Here is a 20251-nt window from a genome sequence, read left to right as displayed (position 1 = left end):
AGATTTTTTCGACACCGATATCGCAGCGCGCCTCGGCATGAATGGGCAACCGCCCGTGAGAATTTTGCTGCTGTATGGCTCGCTGCGTGAACGCTCGTATTCGCGGCTGCTAGTCGAGGAAGCCGCCCGTCTGCTGCAGACGTTCGGTGCCGAAACGCGGATTTTCGATCCGCGCGGTCTGCCGCATGCAGACGACGTCGACGTGAAAAACCATCCGAAAGTAAAAGAGTTGCTCGAGTTGTCGCTATGGTCAGAAGGACACGTCTGGTGCAGTCCTGAGCGCCACGGCACGATCACCGGTTTGATAAAGACGCAGATCGATCATCTGCCGCTCGTCAGCGGCGGCATCCGCCCAACGCAGGGACGCACGCTTGCCGTCATGCAGGTCAGTGGCGGTTCGCAGTCGTTCAACTCCGTCAATCAACTGCGGCAGCTCGGACGATGGATGCGCATGTTCACCATTCCCAATCAGTCGTCGGTAGCCAAGGCGTTTGAAGAGTTTGAAGAGAACGGGCGAATGAAACCGTCCTCGTATTACGACCGCCTCGTCGACGTCATGGAAGAACTCGTGAAGTTCACGCTGCTGCTTCGCGGCCGCGCCGATTATCTCGTCGACCGGTACAGCGAACGCGTGAAGGAAGACCGTCTGCTCGACCCGGCGACCGACCTGGTGACCGACCCAACATCGCAGGCAATCGCCGACCATTCGCGGAAAGAAGCACAGACGAGCAACCAATAAAGGTACGTCATGGCAACGTTCGATTCGAAGCTCGCAGTCAAGGCGCTGGCAGCGCTCGCGCATGAGACGCGCCTCGCCGTTTTCCGCCTTCTGGTTACGGCGGGACCCTCGGGCATGAGTCCGGGCACCATCGCCGAACAAATGGGACTGCCCGCGCCGACGCTGTCGTTCCATCTGAAGGAGCTTGCGCACGCGGGGCTTATCGAGGGAAAAAGTCAGGGGCGGTTCATCATTTACAGCGCCAGTTATGACCACATGCTGACGCTCATGGACTTCCTGATGGAGAACTGTTGCGCCGCGGATCAGGCAGAGCAATGCGACTGCGCGGTCAATGAGACCCAGGCGTGGAGGAAGCCTTAGTGAAGCGCTTCTGCAGATGTCGATTTAAAACTCAATCGCGGCGAGACGTCGTCAGGAGAAATGTGTGACAGAAAACCGAAAGTACAACGTCTTGTTCCTTTGCACCCACAACTCGGCGCGTTCCATCCTTGCCGAGGCTGCGCTTAATCAGCTCGCCGGTGACCGCTTTGTCGGGTACAGCGCGGGCAGTCATCCGGGAACGGCGCCGAACCCCTACGCAATCGCCTTGCTCAAATCGCAAGGTATCGAAACGGACCGGCTGCGCAGCAAGAGCTGGGACGAATTCGCTAAAGACGGCGCGCCGCAAATGGACTTCGTCTTCACAGTCTGCGACGATGCAGCCGGTGAAGTCTGCCCGATCTGGCCGGGCCATCCTGCGAAAGCACATTGGGGCGTGGCGGACCCATCGAAGGCAGAAGGTTCGGACGACGACAAGCGCGAGGCATTCTTGCAAGCCTTCGTGCAGATGAAAAAGCGCATAGAGCTTTTCACGGATCTCCCGCTCGAAAAGCTCGACGGTCTCGCCATCCAGCAGCAGATGCAAAGTATCGGCACGTCGCTGCGTGAGAAGGGAGAGTAACGATGGCGGGCAGTCAAACCGTCGCGAAAGCTACGCGGCGCGCGCCAGGCGGCATCGGATTTTTCGAGCGCTATTTGTCGCTGTGGGTCGCGCTTTGTATCGTGGTTGGCATCGTGCTTGGCAAGTTGTTGCCCGGCGCAGTCCACACCGTGTCGACGCTCGAGTTGGCTCACGTCAACATCCCCGTCGGCATTCTGATCTGGGTAATGATTATTCCGATGCTGTTACGCATCGACTTCGCGTCGCTCGGCAAGGTGCGGACTCAACTCAGGGGCATCGGCGTGACGCTGGTCATCAACTGGGCGGTGAAGCCGTTCACGATGGCCTTCCTCGCGTGGGTCTTCGTGCGGCACGCGTTTGCGTCGCTCTTGCCCGCCGACCAGTTGGACAGCTACGTCGCCGGCCTGATTTTGCTTGCCGCGGCACCTTGCACCGCGATGGTCTTCGTCTGGAGTCAATTAACGAAGGGCGACCCGTACTTCACGTTGTCGCAGGTCGCGCTGAACGACCTGATCATGGTGTTCGCGTTCGCGCCCGTGGTTGGCCTGTTGCTGGGCATCTCGAACATTGCCGTACCGTGGGATACGTTGCTGACTTCGGTGGTGCTCTACATCGTCGTGCCGGTCATCATCGCGCAGCTTGTCCGCAGGGCGCTTTTGCGCCAGGGCGAGGCGGCGTTCCAACGCGCGCTGACGAAGATCGGACCGTTCTCCATCGCGGCGCTTTTGCTGACGCTCGTGTTGCTGTTTGCTTTCCAGGGTGAGCAGATCATCGCGCAGCCGGTTGTCATCCTTCTGCTTGCAGTGCCGATCCTGATTCAGGTTGTGGTGAACGCTTCGCTTGCCTACCTGGCGAATCGGCAACTGGGCGTGTCGCATGAAGTCGCCGCGCCGTCGTGTCTCATCGGCGCGTCGAATTTCTTCGAGCTGGCCGTGGCGACAGCAATCAGTCTGTTCGGCCTGAAGTCCGGGGCGGCGCTAGCCACGGTCGTTGGCGTGCTCATCGAAGTGCCGGTGATGCTCGCAGTCGTGAAAGTCGTCAACTCGTCGCGGCGCTGGTATCAACGAGAGTCCTGAGCGAGCTCGGCCGCGCGCGCAAAAAAAAGGCGCCACGTTTCCGTAGCGCCTTGAAAAGTTCTAGCCATTCCGAGGGCCGTGCTAGAACCTGAGAGACGGTATTTCGAAGAGAACCAGGCGACCGGGCGGTCACGCGAACTACGCGGTGCAAAGCATTTGATTGCCGCGGCAGACCGGGAGCCAACTCACCGCATTCGCACGGTGGAAAGCCAACGCTCGCGGCAAGAAACCGCCAACCCTGCTACTTTCTTTCGAAATGAGGTTCCATTTTTTATGGTTATGCTGACTAAGTCAAGCAAAATCTAAGCAGCCGCCGCGCGCCGCGGAAAATAATTCCGATACAATGAATAATACGAAGAAATCTGTGACAAGGCGCTAACGGCGGCGCATCGCGGCGTGCCAAACCCGCGCGCTCCGCTGTCCGTCCCGGCGCTGGTAATCTGAAATATCGTTCCACAATTTACATGAATCCACGAACGCGATCCCGCTCCGCCGCCGAGACCGTCAAGGACAAAGACGGCTCCGGCGACGAGGTCACCGCGCTGGCGCGCGGCCTGACGGTGCTGCGCTCCGTTGCCGCGGCGGACGCGCCGCTCAGCAATCGCGAGCTGACCGAAATCACGGGCATTCCCAAACCCACGGTGTCGCGAATCACGGCGACGCTCGTCGGCACCGGCTTCCTGTTCCGGCTGCCCGACAGCGAACGCTTCGTGCTGACGTCGTCGGTGCTTGAACTGAGCAACGGCTTCTTGCGCAACTTCGACATTCGCGCGCGCGCCCGGCCCTTCCTGATCGAACTCGCCGAGCGCACGCGGCTCTCCGTGCATCTCGCGGTGCGCGACCGCCTCGACATGGTGGTGATCGACGTGATCCGGCCGCGCTCGGCCGTGCTCGTGTCGCGCCTCGAAGTCGGCGCGCGCATGAGCCTGAGCCGCACCGCGATCGGCCGCGCGTATCTCGCCGCGCTCGACGAGCCGGATCGCGCGAAACTGCTGACCGGCCTGCAGGCCGCCGAAGGCGACGACTGGGGCCACGTCGGCGGCCCGCTCGAAACGGCGCTGCAGGAAACCATCGAGCGCGGTTTTGCTGTCGCGACCGGCGAGTGGTACGACGGCCTGAACGCCATCGCGCTCGGGTTCACCGGGCCGTCGGGCGAGCGCTACGCCGTCAACTGCGGCGGCTCGGCCGACCAGTGCCCGCGCGATTGGCTCATCAGCCGCGCGGGGCCCGAGCTGCTCGATTGCGTCGCGCGCATCGTGCTGGAAATCGGCGGCACGCCAGGGCGCCGCCTCGACAACTGAAAGCGCCGCGCCGCCAGCCGCCCGCTTCAACCGGACCGCTGCGATCCACGCTGCCGACACTGTCTCCATCCTGTAACCCGCGTAATCAAAAGAAAAATACACGGGTGGACTGTTACAGAGCGCGGGACGTAGGATCATGCATTCCTGTCGCGGGGCGCCCGCGCAGTGCGGCGCGAGGCGCCTGATACAGCCTGCCGGAGCCCGGCTTGCGCGGCCGTTACTTCGGGCGCGCGGCGCAAGCCTCTTCGCTTGCATCTCCGGTAGCATCGCGGTGAGTCTCGCGGCCGGTCCGCTGTCGAGACCGCCTGTCATGCGATCCGCAAGTGTGAGCGCCAGGCACGCGCCCGGCAATCGCCCAACAAGCGCCAGGCCGCGATGCGGCACAATCGCGCGTACGCCTCACTTCCAAGCCAGTCACTGACCGAACCGATGGACGAACAACAACAGCATTCGGAAACTTCACGCCCCGCCGCTCCGGCTTCCCCGAAGTCCCCCGGCGGCGCTCCAGCCCGTCCGACGGACAGGCGGGACACACCGCCTGGCGTCGTCAAGAGCCATCGCGGCCGCAATATCGCGCTGATCGTCCTCGCGCTGCTGATCCTCGGCTTCGTGCTGTGGCGCTGGCATCCGTGGGGCTCGCCGGACGGCGCGTCGGCGCCGGGCGCGAGCGGCACGCATAGCGGCCGTGCCGGCCGCGGCGGTCCCGGCGGCATGGCCAACATGCCGCAGCCGGTTCATGTCGCGACGGCGACGCAAGGCGAAATGCCGGTCGTGCTGACCGCGCTCGGCACCGTCACGCCGCTCGCGAGCGTGACCGTTCTGCCGCAGTTGAGCGGCATCCTGCAGGACGTCTATTTCAAGGAAGGCCAGATGGTCAAGAAGGGCGACCTGCTCGCGCAGATCGACCCGCGCCCTTATCAGATCTCGCTCGACAACGCGCAAGGCACGCTCGCACGCGACGAAGCGCTGCTGCAAACCGCGCGTCTGGACCTGAAGCGCTATCAGACGCTGCTCGCGCAAGATTCGATTGCGAGCCAGCAGGTCGATACGCAGGCGTCGCTCGTGCGTCAGTACGAAGGCACCGTGAAGTCGGACAAGGCCAACGTCGACACCTTCAAGCTCGACCTCGTGTATGCGCGCATTACCGCGCCGGTGTCGGGGCGCGTCGGCTTGCGCCAGGTCGATCCGGGCAACTACGTGACGCCGAGCCTGACGAACGGCATCGTCGTGATTACGCAGTTGCAGCCGATCAGCGTGATCTTCACCACGTCGGAAGACAACCTCCAGCAGATTCTCGAGCAGACGCAAACCGGCGCGAAGCTGTCTGTCACCGCGTACGACCGCAGCAACACGAAGTCGCTCGAAGGCGGCGCGCTGGAGACGCTCGACAACCAGATCGACACCACCACCGGCACGGTGAAGCTGCGCGCGCTCTTCCAGAACACCAGCAACCTGCTGTTCCCGAATCAGTTCGTCAACACACGCCTGCTCGTCAATACGATAAAGGACGCGGTGATCGTGCCGACCTCGGCGGTGCTCAACGGCTCGATGGGCCAGTTCGTGTATGTCGTGAAAGCCGACAACACAGTCACTGTGCGGCCGGTGAAAATCGGCCCCGTCGACGGCGAGCGCACCAGCATCAAGTCGGGCTTGCAGGTCGGCGAGCGCGTCGTGATCGACGGTTCGGACCGCCTGAAGGAAGGCGCGAAGATCACCATTCCGGCCGACAAGCCGCGCGGCGCTTCGGGCGCGCGTGGCGCGTCGGGCGCATCGGGCGCGTGGGCTGCTTCGGGCGCTTCGGGCGCCTCCGGCGCGCGCGCGCATCACGGCAGGCACGCGTCGCAAGCGTCGCAATAAAGGCACGGCACTTACCGCATGAATCCATCCCGCGCTTTTATTCTGCGTCCCGTCGGCACCGCGCTGCTGATGGCGGCAATCATGCTGGTCGGCCTCGTCGCGCTGCGCTTTTTGCCGCTCTCGGCGCTGCCCCAGGTCGACTATCCGACCATCCAGGTGCAGACGTTCTATCCGGGCGCGAGCCCGGACGTGATGACCTCGTCCGTGACTGCGCCGCTCGAGCGTCAGTTCGGGCAGATGCCGTCGCTCAATCAGATGTCGTCGCAAAGCTCGGCCGGCTCGTCGATCATCACGCTGCAATTCAATCTCGATCTGCCGCTCGACATCGCCGAGCAGGAAGTGCAGGCCGCGATCAACGCAGCGGGCAACCTGCTGCCGTCCGACCTGCCCGCGCCGCCGATCTACGCGAAGGTGAATCCCGCCGACGCGCCGATCCTCACGCTCGCGATCACGTCGAAAACCTTGCCGCTCACGCAGGTTCAGGATCTCGCCGACACGCGTCTCGCGCAGAAAATCTCGCAGGTCGCGGGCGTCGGTCTCGTGAGCCTTTCCGGCGGTCAGCGGCCGGCCGTGCGGATTCAGGCGAACCCGCGCGCGCTTGCCGCGTACGGCCTGAATCTCGATGACCTGCGCACCACCATCTCGAACCTGAACGTCAACACGCCGAAGGGCAACTTCGACGGTCCGACGCGTAACTACACGATCAACGCGAACGACCAGTTGACCGACGCCGACGCCTACAAGAGCGCGGTGGTCGCGTACAAGAGCGGCCGCCCGGTGATGCTGACCGACGTCGCGACCATCGTGCAGGGTCCGGAAAACACCAAGCTCGGCGCGTGGGTCGACGGCACGCCCGCGATCATTCTGAACGTGCAGCGCCAGCCTGGCGCGAACGTGATTCAGGTGGTGGACAACATCAAGAAGTTGCTGCCGCAATTGCAGCAGTCGCTGCCCGCCGCGCTCGAAGTGCGCACCGTCACCGACCGCACCACGACGATTCGCGCCTCCGTGCGCGACGTGCAGTTCGAACTGGCCATGTCGGTCGTGCTCGTCGTGCTCGTCATGTACCTCTTTCTCGCCAACGTCTACGCGACCATCATTCCGAGTCTCTCGGTGCCGCTTTCGCTGATCGGCACGCTCGCCGTGATGTATCTGTGCGGCTTCTCGCTGGACAATTTATCGCTGATGGCGCTGACCATCGCGACCGGCTTCGTGGTCGACGACGCGATCGTGATGATCGAGAACATCGCGCGCTACGTGGAAGAAGGCGAGCCGCCGCTCGAAGCCGCGCTGAAGGGCTCGAAGCAGATCGGCTTCACGATCATTTCGCTGACCGTCTCGCTGATCGCCGTGTTGATCCCGCTGCTGTTTATGGGCGACGTGGTCGGCCGCCTCTTCCACGAGTTCGCGATCACGCTCGCCGTGACCATCGTGATTTCGGCGATCGTGTCGCTCACGCTCGTGCCGATGATGTGCGCGAAGCTGCTGCGCCACACGCCGCCGCACGAGAGCCACCGCTTCGAGGCGCGCGCGCACCGCGCAATCGACTGGGTGATCGCGCGCTACGCGGTCGCGCTCACCTGGGTGCTCGATCGCGAGCGCTCCACGCTCGTCGTCGCGGTGCTCACGCTCGTCCTGACGGCGCTGCTCTACGTGTTCATTCCGAAGGGCTTTTTCCCGGTGCAGGACACGGGCGTGATCCAGGCGATCACGCAGGCGCCGCAGTCGGTGTCGTATGCGTCGATGGCCGAGCGTCAGCAGGAACTTGCCGCCCAGATCCTGAAGAACCCGGATGTGCAAAGCCTGACTTCGTTCATCGGCGTGGACGGCAGCAATATCACGTTGAACAGCGGCCGCATGCTGATCAACCTGAAACCGCGCGACGACCGCAGCAGCACCGCGAGCGAAGTGATCCGGCAATTGCAGCAGGACGTCGCGCATATCGCGGGCGCGTCGCTGTACATGCAGCCGGTGCAGGATCTGACAATCGATTCGACCGTCAGCCCCACGCAGTATCAGTTCATGCTCACGGACCCGAACATGAGCGAGTTCACAACGTGGGTGCCGAAGCTCGTCGAGCGGCTCAAACAGGCGCCCGAACTCGCCGATGTCGCCACCGACCTGCAGGACAACGGCCAGTCGGTGTATGTCGAGATCGACCGCGCGACCGCGTCGCGTTACGGCATCACGCCCGCCACCGTGGACAGCGCGCTTTATGACGCGTTCGGCCAGCGCATCGTCTCGACTATCTTCACGCAGTCGAACCAGTACCGCGTGATTCTGGAAGCGCAGCCGTCGATGCAGCATTACACCGAGTCGCTGAATTCGATCTATCTGCCCTCTTCCACGTCGTCCGGCGGCCAGGTGCCGCTGTCGGCCATCGCGAAGTTCATCGAAAGGCCGGCGCCGCTGCTCGTCACGCACCTGAGCCAGTTCCCCGCGACCACGGTCTCGTTCAATCTCGCGCCGGGTTCGTCGCTCGGCGCGGCCGTGAAGGCGATCGACCAGGCGCAGAAAGACATCGGCTTGCCGGCGTCGTTCCAGACGCGTTATCAGGGCGCGGCGCTCGCGTTCCAGGCCTCGCTGTCGAACGAACTGTTCCTGATTCTGGCCGCCATCGTCACGATGTATATCGTGCTCGGCGTCCTGTACGAGAGCTTCATTCACCCGATCACGATTCTGTCGACGCTGCCCTCGGCGGGCGTGGGCGCACTGCTCGCGCTGCTGATCACGGGTCACGATCTGGACATCATCGGCATTATCGGCATCGTGCTGCTGATCGGTATCGTGAAGAAGAACGCGATCATGATGATCGACTTCGCGCTGTATGCCGAACGTGAGGAAGGCAAGGCGCCGCGCGAGGCGATTTACCAGGCGTGTCTGCTGCGCTTCCGGCCGATTCTGATGACCACGCTCGCGGCGCTGCTCGGCGCGCTGCCGCTGATGCTCGGCACCGGCGCAGGTTCGGAGTTGCGCCGGCCGCTCGGCATCGCGATTGCCGGCGGTCTGATCGTGAGCCAGTTGCTGACCTTGTTCACCACGCCGGTGATCTATCTCGCGTTCGACTCGCTCGCACGCCGCGCGCGCGAACGGTTCAATCGCGGCGGCCCGACGGCCGGCGCGACCGACGCAGGGAACTGATGCGATGAACCTGTCGCGTCCTTTTATCTCGCGCCCCGTCGCGACCACGCTGCTCGCAATCGGCATTGCGCTGTCCGGCATCTTCGCGTTCATGAAGCTGCCGGTCGCGCCGCTGCCGCAAGTGGATTTCCCGACCATTTCGATCCAGGCGTCGTTGCCGGGTGCGAGCCCCGATACGGTGGCCACCAGCGTCGCGAGTCCGCTCGAACGGCATCTCGGTTCGATCGCCGACGTCACCGAAATGACCTCGATGAGTTCGGTCGGCTCCGCGCGCATCACGATGCAGTTCGGCCTGAACCGCAATATCGACGGCGCCGCGCGCGACGTGCAGGCGGCCATCAACGCCGCGCGCGCCGACCTGCCGGCGAGCCTGCGCAGCAATCCGACGTACCACAAGGTGAATCCCGCCGACGCGCCGATCATGATTCTCGCGCTGACGTCGAAAACGCTGACCGCCGGCCAGTTGTACGACTCCGCCGCGACCGTCCTGCAGCAGTCGCTGTCGCAAGTGGAAGGTGTCGGCGAAGTGGACGTGAGCGGGTCGGCCAATCCCGCGGTGCGCGTCGAACTGGAACCGCAGGCGCTGTTCCACTACGGCATCGGTCTCGAAGACGTGCGCGCCGCGCTCGCCGCGGCCAACGCGAACAGTCCCAAGGGCTCCATCGAGTTCGGCGTGAACCGCGTGCAGATCTACACGAACGACCAGGCGAGCAAGGCGTCGCAATACCGCGACCTCGTGATCGCGTATCGCAACGGCTCGGCGGTCAGACTGTCGGATGTCGCCGAAGTGGTCGATTCCGTCGAAGACCTGCGCAACCTCGGTCTCTTCAACGGCAAGCGCTCGGTGCTCGTGATTCTGTACCGGCAGCCGGGCGCGAACATCATCGAGACAATCGACCGCGTCACCGCGATGCTGCCGCAACTGCACGCGTCGCTGCCCGCCGATGTGGACATCACGCCGACCGCCGACCGCTCGACCACGATCCGCGCGTCGCTCAAGGACACGCAGTACACGCTGATGATCGCCGTCGCGCTCGTCGTGATGGTGGTGTTCCTGTTCCTGCGCAACTGGCGCGCGACGCTGATTCCGAGCGTGGCCGTGCCGATCTCGATCATCGGCACGTTCGGCGCGATGTATCTGCTCGGCTTTTCCATCGACAACCTCTCGCTGATGGCCTTGACCATCGCGACCGGCTTCGTGGTGGACGACGCCATCGTGGTGCTGGAAAACATCTCGCGTCATATCGAGAACGGCGTGCCGCGCATGAAGGCCGCGTTCCTCGGCGCGCGCGAAGTCGGCTTCACGGTGATGTCGATCAGCATCTCGCTCGTCGCCGTCTTTCTGCCTATCCTGCTGATGGGCGGCATCGTCGGACGGCTGTTCCGCGAATTCGCGCTGACGCTGTCGCTCGCAATCGGCGTGTCGCTGATCGTCTCGCTCACGCTCACGCCCATGATGTGCTCGCGCCTCTTGCGCGAGCCGCACGAACAGAAAGAGGAAGGCCGCTTCGGGCGCTGGCTCGAACGCGGCTTTGCGTCGATGCAGCGCGGCTACGAACGCACGCTCGGCTGGGCGCTGCTGCATCCGCGGCTGATCCTGATGGTGCTGCTCGCGACCATCGGCATCAACGTGTGGCTCTACATCATCGTGCCAAAGGGCTTCTTTCCGCAGCAGGACACCGGGCGGCTCATCGGCGGCATTCAGGCGGACCAGAGCACGTCGTTCCAGGCGATGAAAGGCAAGTTCTCGCAAATGATGGACATCGTCGGCAAGAATCCGGCGGTGGATAGCGTGGTCGGTTTCACCGGCGGCCGGCAGACCAATTCGGGCTTCATGTTCGTCTCGCTGAAGCCCAAGAGCGAGCGCAAGATTTCCGCCGATCAGGTGATCCAGCAACTGCGCGCGCCGCTCGGCGACGTGGCGGGCGCGCGCACGTTCCTCCAAGCGGTGCAGGACATTCGCGTGGGCGGACGGCAGTCGAATGCGCAATACCAGTTCACGCTGCTCGCCGATTCCACGCCCGACCTGTACCTGTGGGGACCGAAGCTCACCGAGGCGCTGCAGGCGCGCAAGGAACTGGCCGACGTCAACTCCGACCAGCAGCAAGGCGGCCTGGAAGCGATGGTGACGATCGACCGCGCGAGCGCCGCGCGCCTCGGCATCAAGCCCGCGCAGATCGACAACACGCTGTACGACGCGTTCGGCCAGCGCCAGGTGTCGACCATCTACAACCCGCTCAACCAGTATCACGTTGTGATGGAAGTCGCGCCGAAGTACTGGCAAAGCCCGGACATGCTCAAGCAGGTCTATATCAGCACGTCCGGCGGCAGCGCGAGCGGCGCGCAGACCACCAACGCGCCGGCCGGAACCGTGACGAAGGAGACCACGTCCACCTCGTCGTCCACTAGCGCTTCGGCGGGCGGCACGGCGGGCACGACTGCATCGAGCGCCGCCTCCATTGCCGCGGATTCCGCGCGCAACCAGGCGATCAACTCGATTGCGACGAGCGGCAAGTCGAGCGCATCGTCGGGCGCAGCGGTGTCGACGTCGAAGGAAACGATGGTGCCGTTGTCGGCCATTGCGAGCTTCGGGCCCGGCAACACGCCGCTCTCGGTGAATCACCAGAGCCAGTTCGTCGCGTCGACGATCTCGTTCAATCTGCCGCCCGGCGTGTCGCTTTCCACGGCGACCGACGCGATCTACCAGACGATGGCCGAGATCGGCATGCCGGCGACGATACACGGCAGTTTTCAGGGCACCGCGCAGGCGTTCCAGCAGTCCATGTCGGATCAGCCGATCCTGATTCTGGCCGCGCTCGCCGCCGTGTATATCGTGCTCGGCATTCTGTACGAGAGCTATATCCACCCGCTCACCATTCTGTCGACGCTGCCCTCGGCGGGCGTCGGCGCCTTGCTCGCGCTGCTGCTCTTCAAGACCGACTTCAGCATCATCGCGTTGATCGGCGTGATTCTGCTGATCGGCATCGTCAAGAAAAACGCGATCATGATGGTGGACTTCGCAATCGAAGCGTCGCGCCACGGCCGCTCGTCGAGCGACGCGATTCGCGAGGCGTGCCTCTTGCGCTTTCGCCCGATCATGATGACGACCTTCGCCGCGATGCTCGGCGCGTTGCCGCTCGCGTTTGGACGCGGCGAAGGCGCGGAGTTGCGCGCGCCGCTCGGCATTGCGATTGTCGGCGGGCTCATCATGAGCCAGATGCTCACGCTCTACACCACGCCGGTGGTCTACCTTTATATGGACCGGATTCGCGTGCGGTGGGAGTCGAGGAAGGCGCGCAGAGGCGGTGTCGCACCGTCTGCGTGAGGTTCTTGCATGGGATGCGCGGCGGGCTTTGAAGCCGGGCAACGCTAAAGCTTCTGCTCCATCGCGAGCAGAAAAATGCGCTGCCATTGCTTTGCCTGCCGCTCGTTCTGCATCGGCAGCAGCCATATGCCGTGAGCGGCGTCCTTCACCTTCAGCGCGAGTTGCCATTGCGTTTCGCGACGCTCGACATCCGCGCCAAGCAGATCCGCGAAGATATACGCGCCGTGCTCGGCGCCGACGCGAATCTCGCAGAAACGCTGGCCCGAGGCGAGCCGCACCGAGCCCCAACTGCCGTCGAGCAAGTGCGTCCAGTTGCCGTCATGAATATTCGGCGCGACTTCCTTACGGCGGCGCAGCCAGTACGCAAGCGCGGCCATCAGCAGCAACGCTACGAGCACGGCGACGCCCACGGCCACCGCCGTCCCCGCCGCCGCCTGCAACGCGTCGAACGCGCGCACGGCGCCATACACGAGCGCGATCAGCGCAAGTAGTGCAATCAGAATCGGCATCGCGAACTCTCGACAAAAAGCCTTATTGCTTGTGCGCCGCGGCCCAATCCTTCACGGCCTTCAACGTGTTCTCGACATGCTTTTCGGGCGAAAGGCTCGTGTATTCGTAGATGATCTTGCCGTCCGGCGCGATCACGTACGACACGCGATTGGCCATCGAGCTATGCATCGGCAGGCCCGCGTCGTAGGCGCCGATCACCTTCGACTCCGCGTCCGCCGCCACCGGGAATTTGCTGCGGCACTCGCTGACGGAGAACTTCGTCAACGTGTCGATGTTGTCGTGCGACACGCCGATCACCGTCGCGCCGTATTTGCTGTATTCGTCGACGGCCTCGGCGAATTCATGCGCCTCGATCGTGCAGCCCTTCGTGAAAGCCGCCGGGTAGAAGTACAGCACCACCGGTCCTTTCTTGAGCTGGTCGGCGAGCGAATACGTGTACGTCTTGCCGCCGAGCGACGCCTGCGCGGTGAACTGCGGCGCGGTGTCGCCGGGCTTGAGCGTCGCGCCCGCGGTCAACGACCAGGCGGCGCATGCCACCGACACGGCAGCGGCCAGCACGGCGGGCAGGAGTTTTCGTTTCATCGGCTGATCCTTTGAGCGTTGCGTTGATGCACGGCGTCTCCCTCGCAAAGGAGTCCGTCGGCCTTGTGCTCTATTGGACCACGTACGCGAAAAACACGCGCGGAACGCAGCGCCGCATGCAGCAATCGGCGCACATCAAAGAATCAGGGGCAAAGAATCAGGCGGCTTCCTGCACATGCGCGCCGAACCACGCGGCCGCCGACAGATTCAGCTCGGCCAGTATCTCGGGCGTGAGCGCGGCGAATTCCGGCGGCGCATCCGCCGAGCGTGCGATCGACGCCGCGTCGGCGCCCTCGCCGGCCGCCTCCGCGATACGCAACAGCATGCCGAGCGGCCCACGCAGTTCGACGATCGCCTCGCGGATCTGCGCCGCGAGACCGAGCTTCTCGAGCACGGCCTTCGGCGTCGTGCCGAGCAGCACATGGACGAGCGAAAAGATGCCGGTCATGAACGCGGCGTCGGCAAATTCGTCGTCGGCGGGACGCATCCAGCTTGCCGCCAGCTCCATGAAGCGCGAGCGCGTGGCCGCGAGTTGCACAAGCGGATCGGCGCGCCACGGCAGATCGCCGCTGTCCGCGTAAAGCAGCAGTTGCGCCCAGCGCGCGATCTGCCGCGTGCCGGTCGCGATGATCGCCTCGCGCAACGACGCGATATTGCGTCCGAGACCAAACGCGCTCGAATTGACGAGCCGCAGCAGTTGCACGACCACGCTCGGATTCAGCTTCAGTTCGGCTTCGAGTTCGACGATGCCGGCATCGCGCGAAAGCAGCGCGAGCAGACGCAGCAGGCCCGGCCGCGGCGAGCGGTTGCGCGGCGCGGCCAGCACTTGCGGCCGCGCGAAAAAATAACCCTGGAACAGATCGAAGCCGAGCTCGCGGGCGAGCGCGAAGTCTTCGCGCGTCTCCACTTTCTCGGCGATCAGCGTCTTGCCCTGGCCGAGCATCGCGGCCGCCAGTTCGGGCAAATGCGCGCGCTCGGTCTGCAAAAAGTCGATCTTGACGATGTCCGCATGCGGCAGCATCGCGAGCAGTTCGTCGGACAGCGCGGTCACGTCGTCGAGCGCGACCTGGAAGCCGCCGCGCCGCAGCTCGCCGAGCCGGCGGCCGAGTTGCGCGTCGAACTGAACGGTTTCGAGGATCTCGAGCACGAAGCGCTCGGGCGGCATCACATGCACAATGTCGTCGAACAGCATGGTCCGGTCGATGTTCACGAAGCCGCGATGCGGGCCGAGCACGGCCGGCACGCCGATTCCGCCGAGCGCGCGCGCCACCACCTGCGCGGTCGCCTGCGCGTCGTTGGTCACTTCGGCGTAATTGTGGGCGCCGGCCCGGAACAGCAGCTCGTACGCGTTGAGCGCGCCCTGGCGATCGAGGATCGGCTGCCGGCCCAGATAAACGAACTGCGGGGCGGCAGCCGCGTCGGGATCGTCGCCGGACGCGTCGCGCACCTCGATGCGCCGGGCGGAGGCCCTGACCAGATGTAGTTCAGACATGGATCGTCGATGCAGCTTTCGAAGGACTGCACGGCAGCGGCGCGCGCCACCGCACAGGGGGTTTGCCGTATTAACGGACGTGAGGCAACCGCACTTTAACGGAATCGGCGGTTGGGAATTGCCGCCGCGCGCAGTCTCGTCCCTTACGGGATGTTTTTCTCGCGCAAGCACTAAAGATTCCAGGGCGCAGGCCGTTATCTAGTCCTGATGGGGCGGCCTGATAGTTTTTCACCGCCCTCACCTGGCGGACCGTCAAACCGCTCCGCCCGCAGACGAACACAGGTTGCCAGCGACAAACATGGAAGCGAACAGGATCACCGCGCCCCGCCGGGGCTCCTTGCGCACGGTCGTCGACCGGCTTCTGGCGCTTGGCCGGCGCGTCGAACAGAAGCCGCAATCCAGGCCGCAAGCCAGGCCGCAAGCCGAGCCGCCCGCCGCGCTGCACTTCGAGCACGTGGTCGGCGCCGTGGACCTGCTGGCGCACGTGGACAGCGACCTGCGCTTTATCTATGTTTCGGACGCGAGCCTGCGCTTTATCGGCTATCACCGCGAGTATCTGGAGACGATCACGCTGCATGAGCTGGTGGCGCAGGCCGACGTCGCGCGGCTCGACGCGCTGCTCGTTCGCGCCTCGGCCTCCGGCAACGTCGAGAAGGCGACGCTCGGGCTCATCAAGTCGCTGACCTATCCGATCACCGTCGAGCTGCGCGTGGTGCGCAACAGCCATAACGGCATCGACGGCTTTGCGATCGCCGGCTTCGACGTGTCCGCGTGGCGCGCGAGCGAGGAGCGCCTGATCCAGGCGCTGCATCTGGACCGGCTGACCAATCTCGCCAACCAGTCGGCGCTGATTCCCGCGCTGCTCGAGGCGCAGCAGCAGGCCGACGCGCACGGCACGCCCGCCGCGCTGCTGCTGCTCGACATCGACGATTATCAGCGCGTGAACCGTGCGCTCGGCTACGACGCCGGCGACGACATGCTGCGCGACACGGCGCGGCGCATCCTGAACATGACGGGTCCGAACGAGACGGTCGCGCGCGTGGCCAGCGACGAGTTCGCGATTCTCGTGAAGCCCGCCGCGAACCGCACCGACGCCGCGGCCGCCGCCGAAGCGCTGGCGCGGCGTCTGTTGACCGCGATCCAGCAGCCGTATGTCTTCAGCGGCCAGCAGGTGCATCTGTCCGCGAGCATCGGCATTGCGCTCTATCCGGACGTGCGTCACGCCAACGACACCGCCGCGCACGACACCCATCTGCTGCGCTGGGCCGATCACGCGCTGCTGCAGGCGAAGTCGGCGGGCGGCAATACGCTCGCGTTCTACGTGCCGGACGACAATCCCGCCGACGCCGAGCGCCTGAAGCTGGAGGCCGATCTGTACGACGGCGTGCGCAACGGCGAGTTCTCGCTGCACTTCCAGCCGATCACGAGCAGCCGCACGCACGGCGTGGTCGGCGTCGAGGCGCTGATCCGCTGGATGCATCCGGTGCATGGACTCGTGCCGCCGTCGATGTTCATTCCGCTCGCGGAGTCGGTCGGGCTCATCAACTTCCTCGGCAACTGGGTGCTCAAGGTCGCCTGCATGCAGTTGATCCAGTGGGACGCGCGGGGCATCTCGCTGCAATACGTCGCGGTCAACGTGTCGCCGCAGCAGTTCCGCGACCCGCGCTTCAAGGACGCCGTGCGCGAGGCGATCGAGCTGACCGGCATCGATCCGCGGCGCCTCGTGTTCGAGATCACCGAAAGCCTGCTGATGCACGACCCGGCGCACGCGAAGGTGCTGCTCGAGGATCTGACGGCGATGGGCATCCGCTTCGCCGTCGACGATTTCGGCACCGGCTATTCGAGCCTGGCTTACCTGCAACGGTTTCCCCTTGCAAAACTTAAGATCGACAGGAGTTTTGTCGAGAATCTGCTAACCTCCCGGAACGATCAGGCGATCGTCAGCGCAGTGGTCGGGCTCGCCCAGACGCTCGACCTCGAACTGGTCGCCGAGGGCGTCGAAACGGAAGCGCAGCGCAGCCTGCTCACCGAAATGGGATGTGACCACATACAGGGATGGCTCGTCTGCAAGGCGCTGCCCTCCGACGAACTGGCGCAGCGTTTCGAAGCGCGTTCGCTTCATCTGCACAGCGCATAGCGGTGCGGCTCAAGCGCTCAAGCAGCGGCATCAGCCGGCCTCGCGCCGGCATGGCATTCATTGGAACACGTATGGCTTTTGCGGGACTCACATGGTAAAGGCGGCGGTGCTCGACCGGCTCTGGACGCGAATGAGCGAGCGCGGCGATTTCCCCATGCTGTCGCAGTCGTTGCGCACCACCATGGCGGCAATGAACAACGACGACCTCGACTTCACCGGCCTCGTGCAGGTGGTGCTGTCGGACTTCGCATTGACGCAAAAAGTGCTGCGGCTCGCGAACTCGGCCATGTACATGGCGTTCGGCGGCAATATCACCACGGTGTCGCGCGCGTTGATGGTGCTCGGCATGGATGCGGTCGGTCATCTAGTCGTCGGCCTGAAGATCGTCGATCACTTTCATCACAGCGCGCCGCGCCGCATCGACGCGAAACTCGAACTGAACCGCACGCTGCTGTCGGGCTGCGTCGCGCGCAAGCTGACGGAGCGCGGCGATCTGCGTGCCGGCGAGGAAGCCGTGGTCTGCACGCTGATGCGGCAAATCGGCAAGCTGCTGGTGGTGTTCTATCTCGACGCGGAATGGGATCAGATTCGCCGGCACATCGAAGGCGGCACGCTCGAAGCCGATGCGTGCGTGCTGGTGCTCGGCGTGACCTTCGACGAAATCGGCGCCGAAGCCGCGGTGCGCTGGCGCCTGCCCGACATGATCCGCTCGGGCATGGGCGAGTTCGATCCGCAAGACACCGAACAGCCGCGCCAGGTGCAGTGGCTGCGCGCGATCACCAATTATTCGACGGCGGTCGCGGACGTCCTCACGCAGCAGAACATGCCCGACTTCGAGCGCGAGCAGCGCATCGCCGAACTCGCGCAGGAATATAGCCGCGCGCTCAACACCGATCCCGAAGTGCTGCTCGAAATGAGCGTGGCGTTGGCGCGCGAGGAAGGCGGCGACGGTGTGATGCGCGAGATCGTCGAGTTGCGCGCGAATGCGGACGCGATGGCGCGCGAGGCGCTCGACCCCGAGTCGCGCATTGCGGCGGGCGTCCAGGATTTGCGCAATCTGCCTGACAGCAGCTCGCTCGCGCCGGCCCTCGGCATGGCGTCGGAAACGGTGCTCGCGGCGCTCGGCTTTGCGCGCACCGTGGTATTCGTCAAGCACAGCAACGGCACGTTCCGCGCGCGTCTCGGCCTCGGCCCGAAGATCGACGCGGCGCTGCCCAAGCTCACGTTCAGCTCCGCGTTCGAGCCCGATGTGTTCCACCTGGCCATCGCGAATTCGGTGGGCATCTTCATCGAAAATGCGCGCGATCCGAAAATGGTCGCGCGGCTGCCCGAGTGGTTCCGCCGTTCGTTCGACGACGCCCGCGCCTTCGTGCTGTTACCCGTGGTGGATGAAACGGACCAGACGGTCGCGTTGCTCTATGGCGACTGGTCTCATACGCAGGAGCCACGCCGCATCTCGCAGAAGGAGATGAGCGTGCTGAACGAACTGGCCAGGGAGTTAGGCCGTTTTTTCGGCCTGGGGCAGATGCGGGAAATGGAGACGATGTAAAGACGTGGCGTGATCGCTGATCACGTCGCGTGAGTCTGCAGTTTTCTGTGTTTGCCCGACGCCAGGTGTTCTTAAGCTGATTTGCGAAGCTGTTTTCCAAGGCTGATTTAGAAGCCGGCATGCGCTGCATGCCGGCTTCGTCGCATTAGCGGGCTCAGTCCTCGATTCTTTCCAACCCTTCCGCGCTGCGGTCCGCGACGCCTGCCCAGGCGCCGGCCGCGAGTCCCATTTGCGCGACCTCTTCGATTGTCAACGGCGCAAGCTGCGCGCAGCGCGCGGCGAGCGTGTCCCACGCGCCGTTTTCCAACGCCTCGACGGCGGCGAGCAGTTGGCCGAGCACGCCCTCGCGATGCAGAATCGCCGCCTGAATCGGACGCGACAACGTCAGCACGTTAAGCGTGCTTTCGAGCGAGCCGCCGAACACCGCATCGACGAATGAAAACACACCCGTGAGAAACGCCGCGTCCGCTTCGTCGCGGCCCGCGTCCGGCAGACGCTCGATCGCCAGTTCCATGAAACGCGCGCGCGTGGCCGCGAGTTGCAGCAGAGGATCGTCTTCGAGCGCGACCTTGCGGCCGTCCGCATACAACAGCAACTGCGTCCAGCGCGCGATGCGGTCGGTGCCGGTTGCGTTGATCGCCTCGCGCAGCGTCGTCACCTTGTGGCCGACCGCAAAGCCGCTCGAATTCGCGAGCTTCATCAGATGCATCACCAGCACGGGGTTGAGCTTGAGTTCCGCTTCGAGCTGCGCGACGGTCGGGTCGCCGGCGAGCAATTGCAGCAGATTGAGCAACGCGTGGCGCGGCGCGCTCACGCGGCGCGTCAACGAGGTTTGCGGACGCGCGAAGAAGTAACCCTGGAAGCGGTCGAAGCCGAGGCCGTGCGCCGTTTCGAAATCGGCTTGCGCGTCGAGCCCCGCTGCGATAAGCAGCTTGCCCGCCGATTTGAGCACGCTCGTCAGCTTGGGCAACAGCGCGGCGGGCGCGCGCGTGATGTCGATCTTGATGGCTTCCGCATAGGGCAAGAGCTTCGCGAAAGTCTCGTTGGGCTGCGTGACGTCGTCGAGCACGAAACGATAGCGCCGGCCATGCAGCAGCACGATGCGCGCGATCAGCTCGTCGTCGACCTGCATGTCGGGCGGCAGTTCGAACAGAAAGCGCTCGGCGGGCAGCCGCTCGATTGCGTCGTCGAACAGCATGTCGCGGTTCGTGTCGATATACGCAGGATGCCCGGTCAGCGCGTTGCGCACATTGCTCTCGACCAGTCCGAGGATGATCGCGCGCGCCACGCGCTGCGCGGGCGTGGGCGCCCGGCCGGCTCGCGGGTCTTGATCGTCTTGATCGTCTGCGCCGTTTTTGGTGTCTGCCTCAGCGCCGAGGTCGGATCGCGCCTCTGCCGGCGCTTCCGGCGCGCGTATCTTGAGCTCGTAGCCGCACAGCATGCCGTCCCGATTGAGGATGGGCTGCCGCGCGAAGCTGGCGTTCAACTGCGCATCGTCCGTGGCGTCGCTGGCATATGCACGGCCCGGATTTTCGACTGCAATGGTGCTCATTGTGGTCCCCCGCGAGGCGCCGCCCCGGCGCTTGCTGCTGTCTTGTGGTT

Annotated in this window: 14 protein-coding genes; 10 read left to right on the top strand and 4 right to left on the bottom strand. The window is 64.4% G+C overall.

Translation table 11 applies throughout. From position 1 onward, the window contains the following. Positions 1–37 precede the first annotated feature (37 nt). The 8 genes from arsH (at position 38) to AB6809_RS17815 (ending at position 12379) form a co-directional block, all read left to right on the top strand. Positions 38–739, top strand: a complete 702-nt coding sequence (gene arsH, locus AB6809_RS17850; RefSeq protein WP_310035342.1) for an arsenical resistance protein ArsH — start codon at positions 38–40, stop codon at positions 737–739. A gap of 9 nt (positions 740–748) precedes the next feature. Then, positions 749–1099 carry an ArsR/SmtB family transcription factor gene (locus tag AB6809_RS17845; protein ID WP_371026903.1) on the top strand — a complete coding sequence of 117 codons (351 nt, stop codon included), beginning with the start codon at positions 749–751 and terminating at the stop codon, positions 1097–1099. A gap of 64 nt (positions 1100–1163) precedes the next feature. Continuing rightward, positions 1164–1679 (top strand): arsenate reductase ArsC, encoded by a 516-nt coding sequence (locus tag AB6809_RS17840; protein WP_029969196.1) that lies wholly within the window; start codon positions 1164–1166, stop codon positions 1677–1679. A gap of 2 nt (positions 1680–1681) precedes the next feature. Then, entirely contained in the window at positions 1682–2755 is a 1074-nt protein-coding gene (arsB, locus tag AB6809_RS17835; protein ID WP_029969194.1) for an ACR3 family arsenite efflux transporter, read from the top strand. Between the two features lie 464 nt (positions 2756–3219). Further along, a complete protein-coding gene (locus AB6809_RS17830) occupies positions 3220–4056 on the top strand; it encodes an IclR family transcriptional regulator (RefSeq protein ID WP_006052958.1) in 837 nt (278 codons plus the stop codon). Positions 4057–4485: 429 nt separating this feature from the next. After that, positions 4486–5913, top strand: a complete 1428-nt coding sequence (locus AB6809_RS17825) for an MdtA/MuxA family multidrug efflux RND transporter periplasmic adaptor subunit (protein ID WP_035570098.1) — start codon at positions 4486–4488, stop codon at positions 5911–5913. An 18-nt stretch (positions 5914–5931) separates the two neighbouring features. Beyond that, on the top strand, positions 5932–9054 hold the full coding sequence (locus AB6809_RS17820; RefSeq protein ID WP_029969190.1) for an MdtB/MuxB family multidrug efflux RND transporter permease subunit: 3123 nt from the start codon (positions 5932–5934) through the stop codon (positions 9052–9054). Positions 9055–9058: 4 nt separating this feature from the next. Next, positions 9059–12379 carry an efflux RND transporter permease subunit gene (locus tag AB6809_RS17815; protein ID WP_029969187.1) on the top strand — a complete coding sequence of 1107 codons (3321 nt, stop codon included), beginning with the start codon at positions 9059–9061 and terminating at the stop codon, positions 12377–12379. Positions 12380–12423: 44 nt separating this feature from the next. Here the strand turns inward: AB6809_RS17815 and AB6809_RS17810 are convergent, their stop codons facing one another. From AB6809_RS17810 to AB6809_RS17800, 3 genes are all read right to left on the bottom strand, one after another. Beyond that, the gene (locus AB6809_RS17810; RefSeq protein WP_006051081.1) at positions 12424–12888 is read right to left on the bottom strand and encodes a hypothetical protein; all 465 of its coding nucleotides are present in this window, start codon (positions 12886–12888) and stop codon (positions 12424–12426) included. A 22-nt stretch (positions 12889–12910) separates the two neighbouring features. Next, positions 12911–13471: a peroxiredoxin gene (locus tag AB6809_RS17805; RefSeq protein ID WP_006051082.1), complete on the bottom strand. Its 561-nt coding sequence runs from the start codon at positions 13469–13471 to the stop codon at positions 12911–12913. Between the two features lie 157 nt (positions 13472–13628). Further along, entirely contained in the window at positions 13629–14963 is a 1335-nt protein-coding gene (locus tag AB6809_RS17800) for an EAL domain-containing protein (protein ID WP_029969186.1), read from the bottom strand. Positions 14964–15261: 298 nt separating this feature from the next. Here AB6809_RS17800 and AB6809_RS17795 point away from each other — a divergent pair, with 298 nt between their 5' ends. Then, positions 15262–17100, top strand: a complete 1839-nt coding sequence (locus tag AB6809_RS17795) for a bifunctional diguanylate cyclase/phosphodiesterase (protein ID WP_006051084.1) — start codon at positions 15262–15264, stop codon at positions 17098–17100. A gap of 91 nt (positions 17101–17191) precedes the next feature. Next, the gene (locus tag AB6809_RS17790; protein ID WP_029969185.1) at positions 17192–18649 is read left to right on the top strand and encodes an HDOD domain-containing protein; all 1458 of its coding nucleotides are present in this window, start codon (positions 17192–17194) and stop codon (positions 18647–18649) included. A gap of 154 nt (positions 18650–18803) precedes the next feature. Here the strand turns inward: AB6809_RS17790 and AB6809_RS17785 are convergent, their stop codons facing one another. Then, the gene (locus AB6809_RS17785; protein ID WP_029969184.1) at positions 18804–20201 is read right to left on the bottom strand and encodes an HDOD domain-containing protein; all 1398 of its coding nucleotides are present in this window, start codon (positions 20199–20201) and stop codon (positions 18804–18806) included. Between the last annotated feature and the right edge of the window lie 50 nt (positions 20202–20251).

Origin of the sequence: Paraburkholderia sp. RCC_158 (assembly GCF_041355255.1) — a bacterium.
In the GTDB taxonomy this organism is placed as follows: domain Bacteria; phylum Pseudomonadota; class Gammaproteobacteria; order Burkholderiales; family Burkholderiaceae; genus Paraburkholderia; species Paraburkholderia graminis.
The sequence above is the reverse complement of the archived record's forward strand: the minus strand, read 5'-3'. Positions and strand labels throughout refer to the sequence as shown.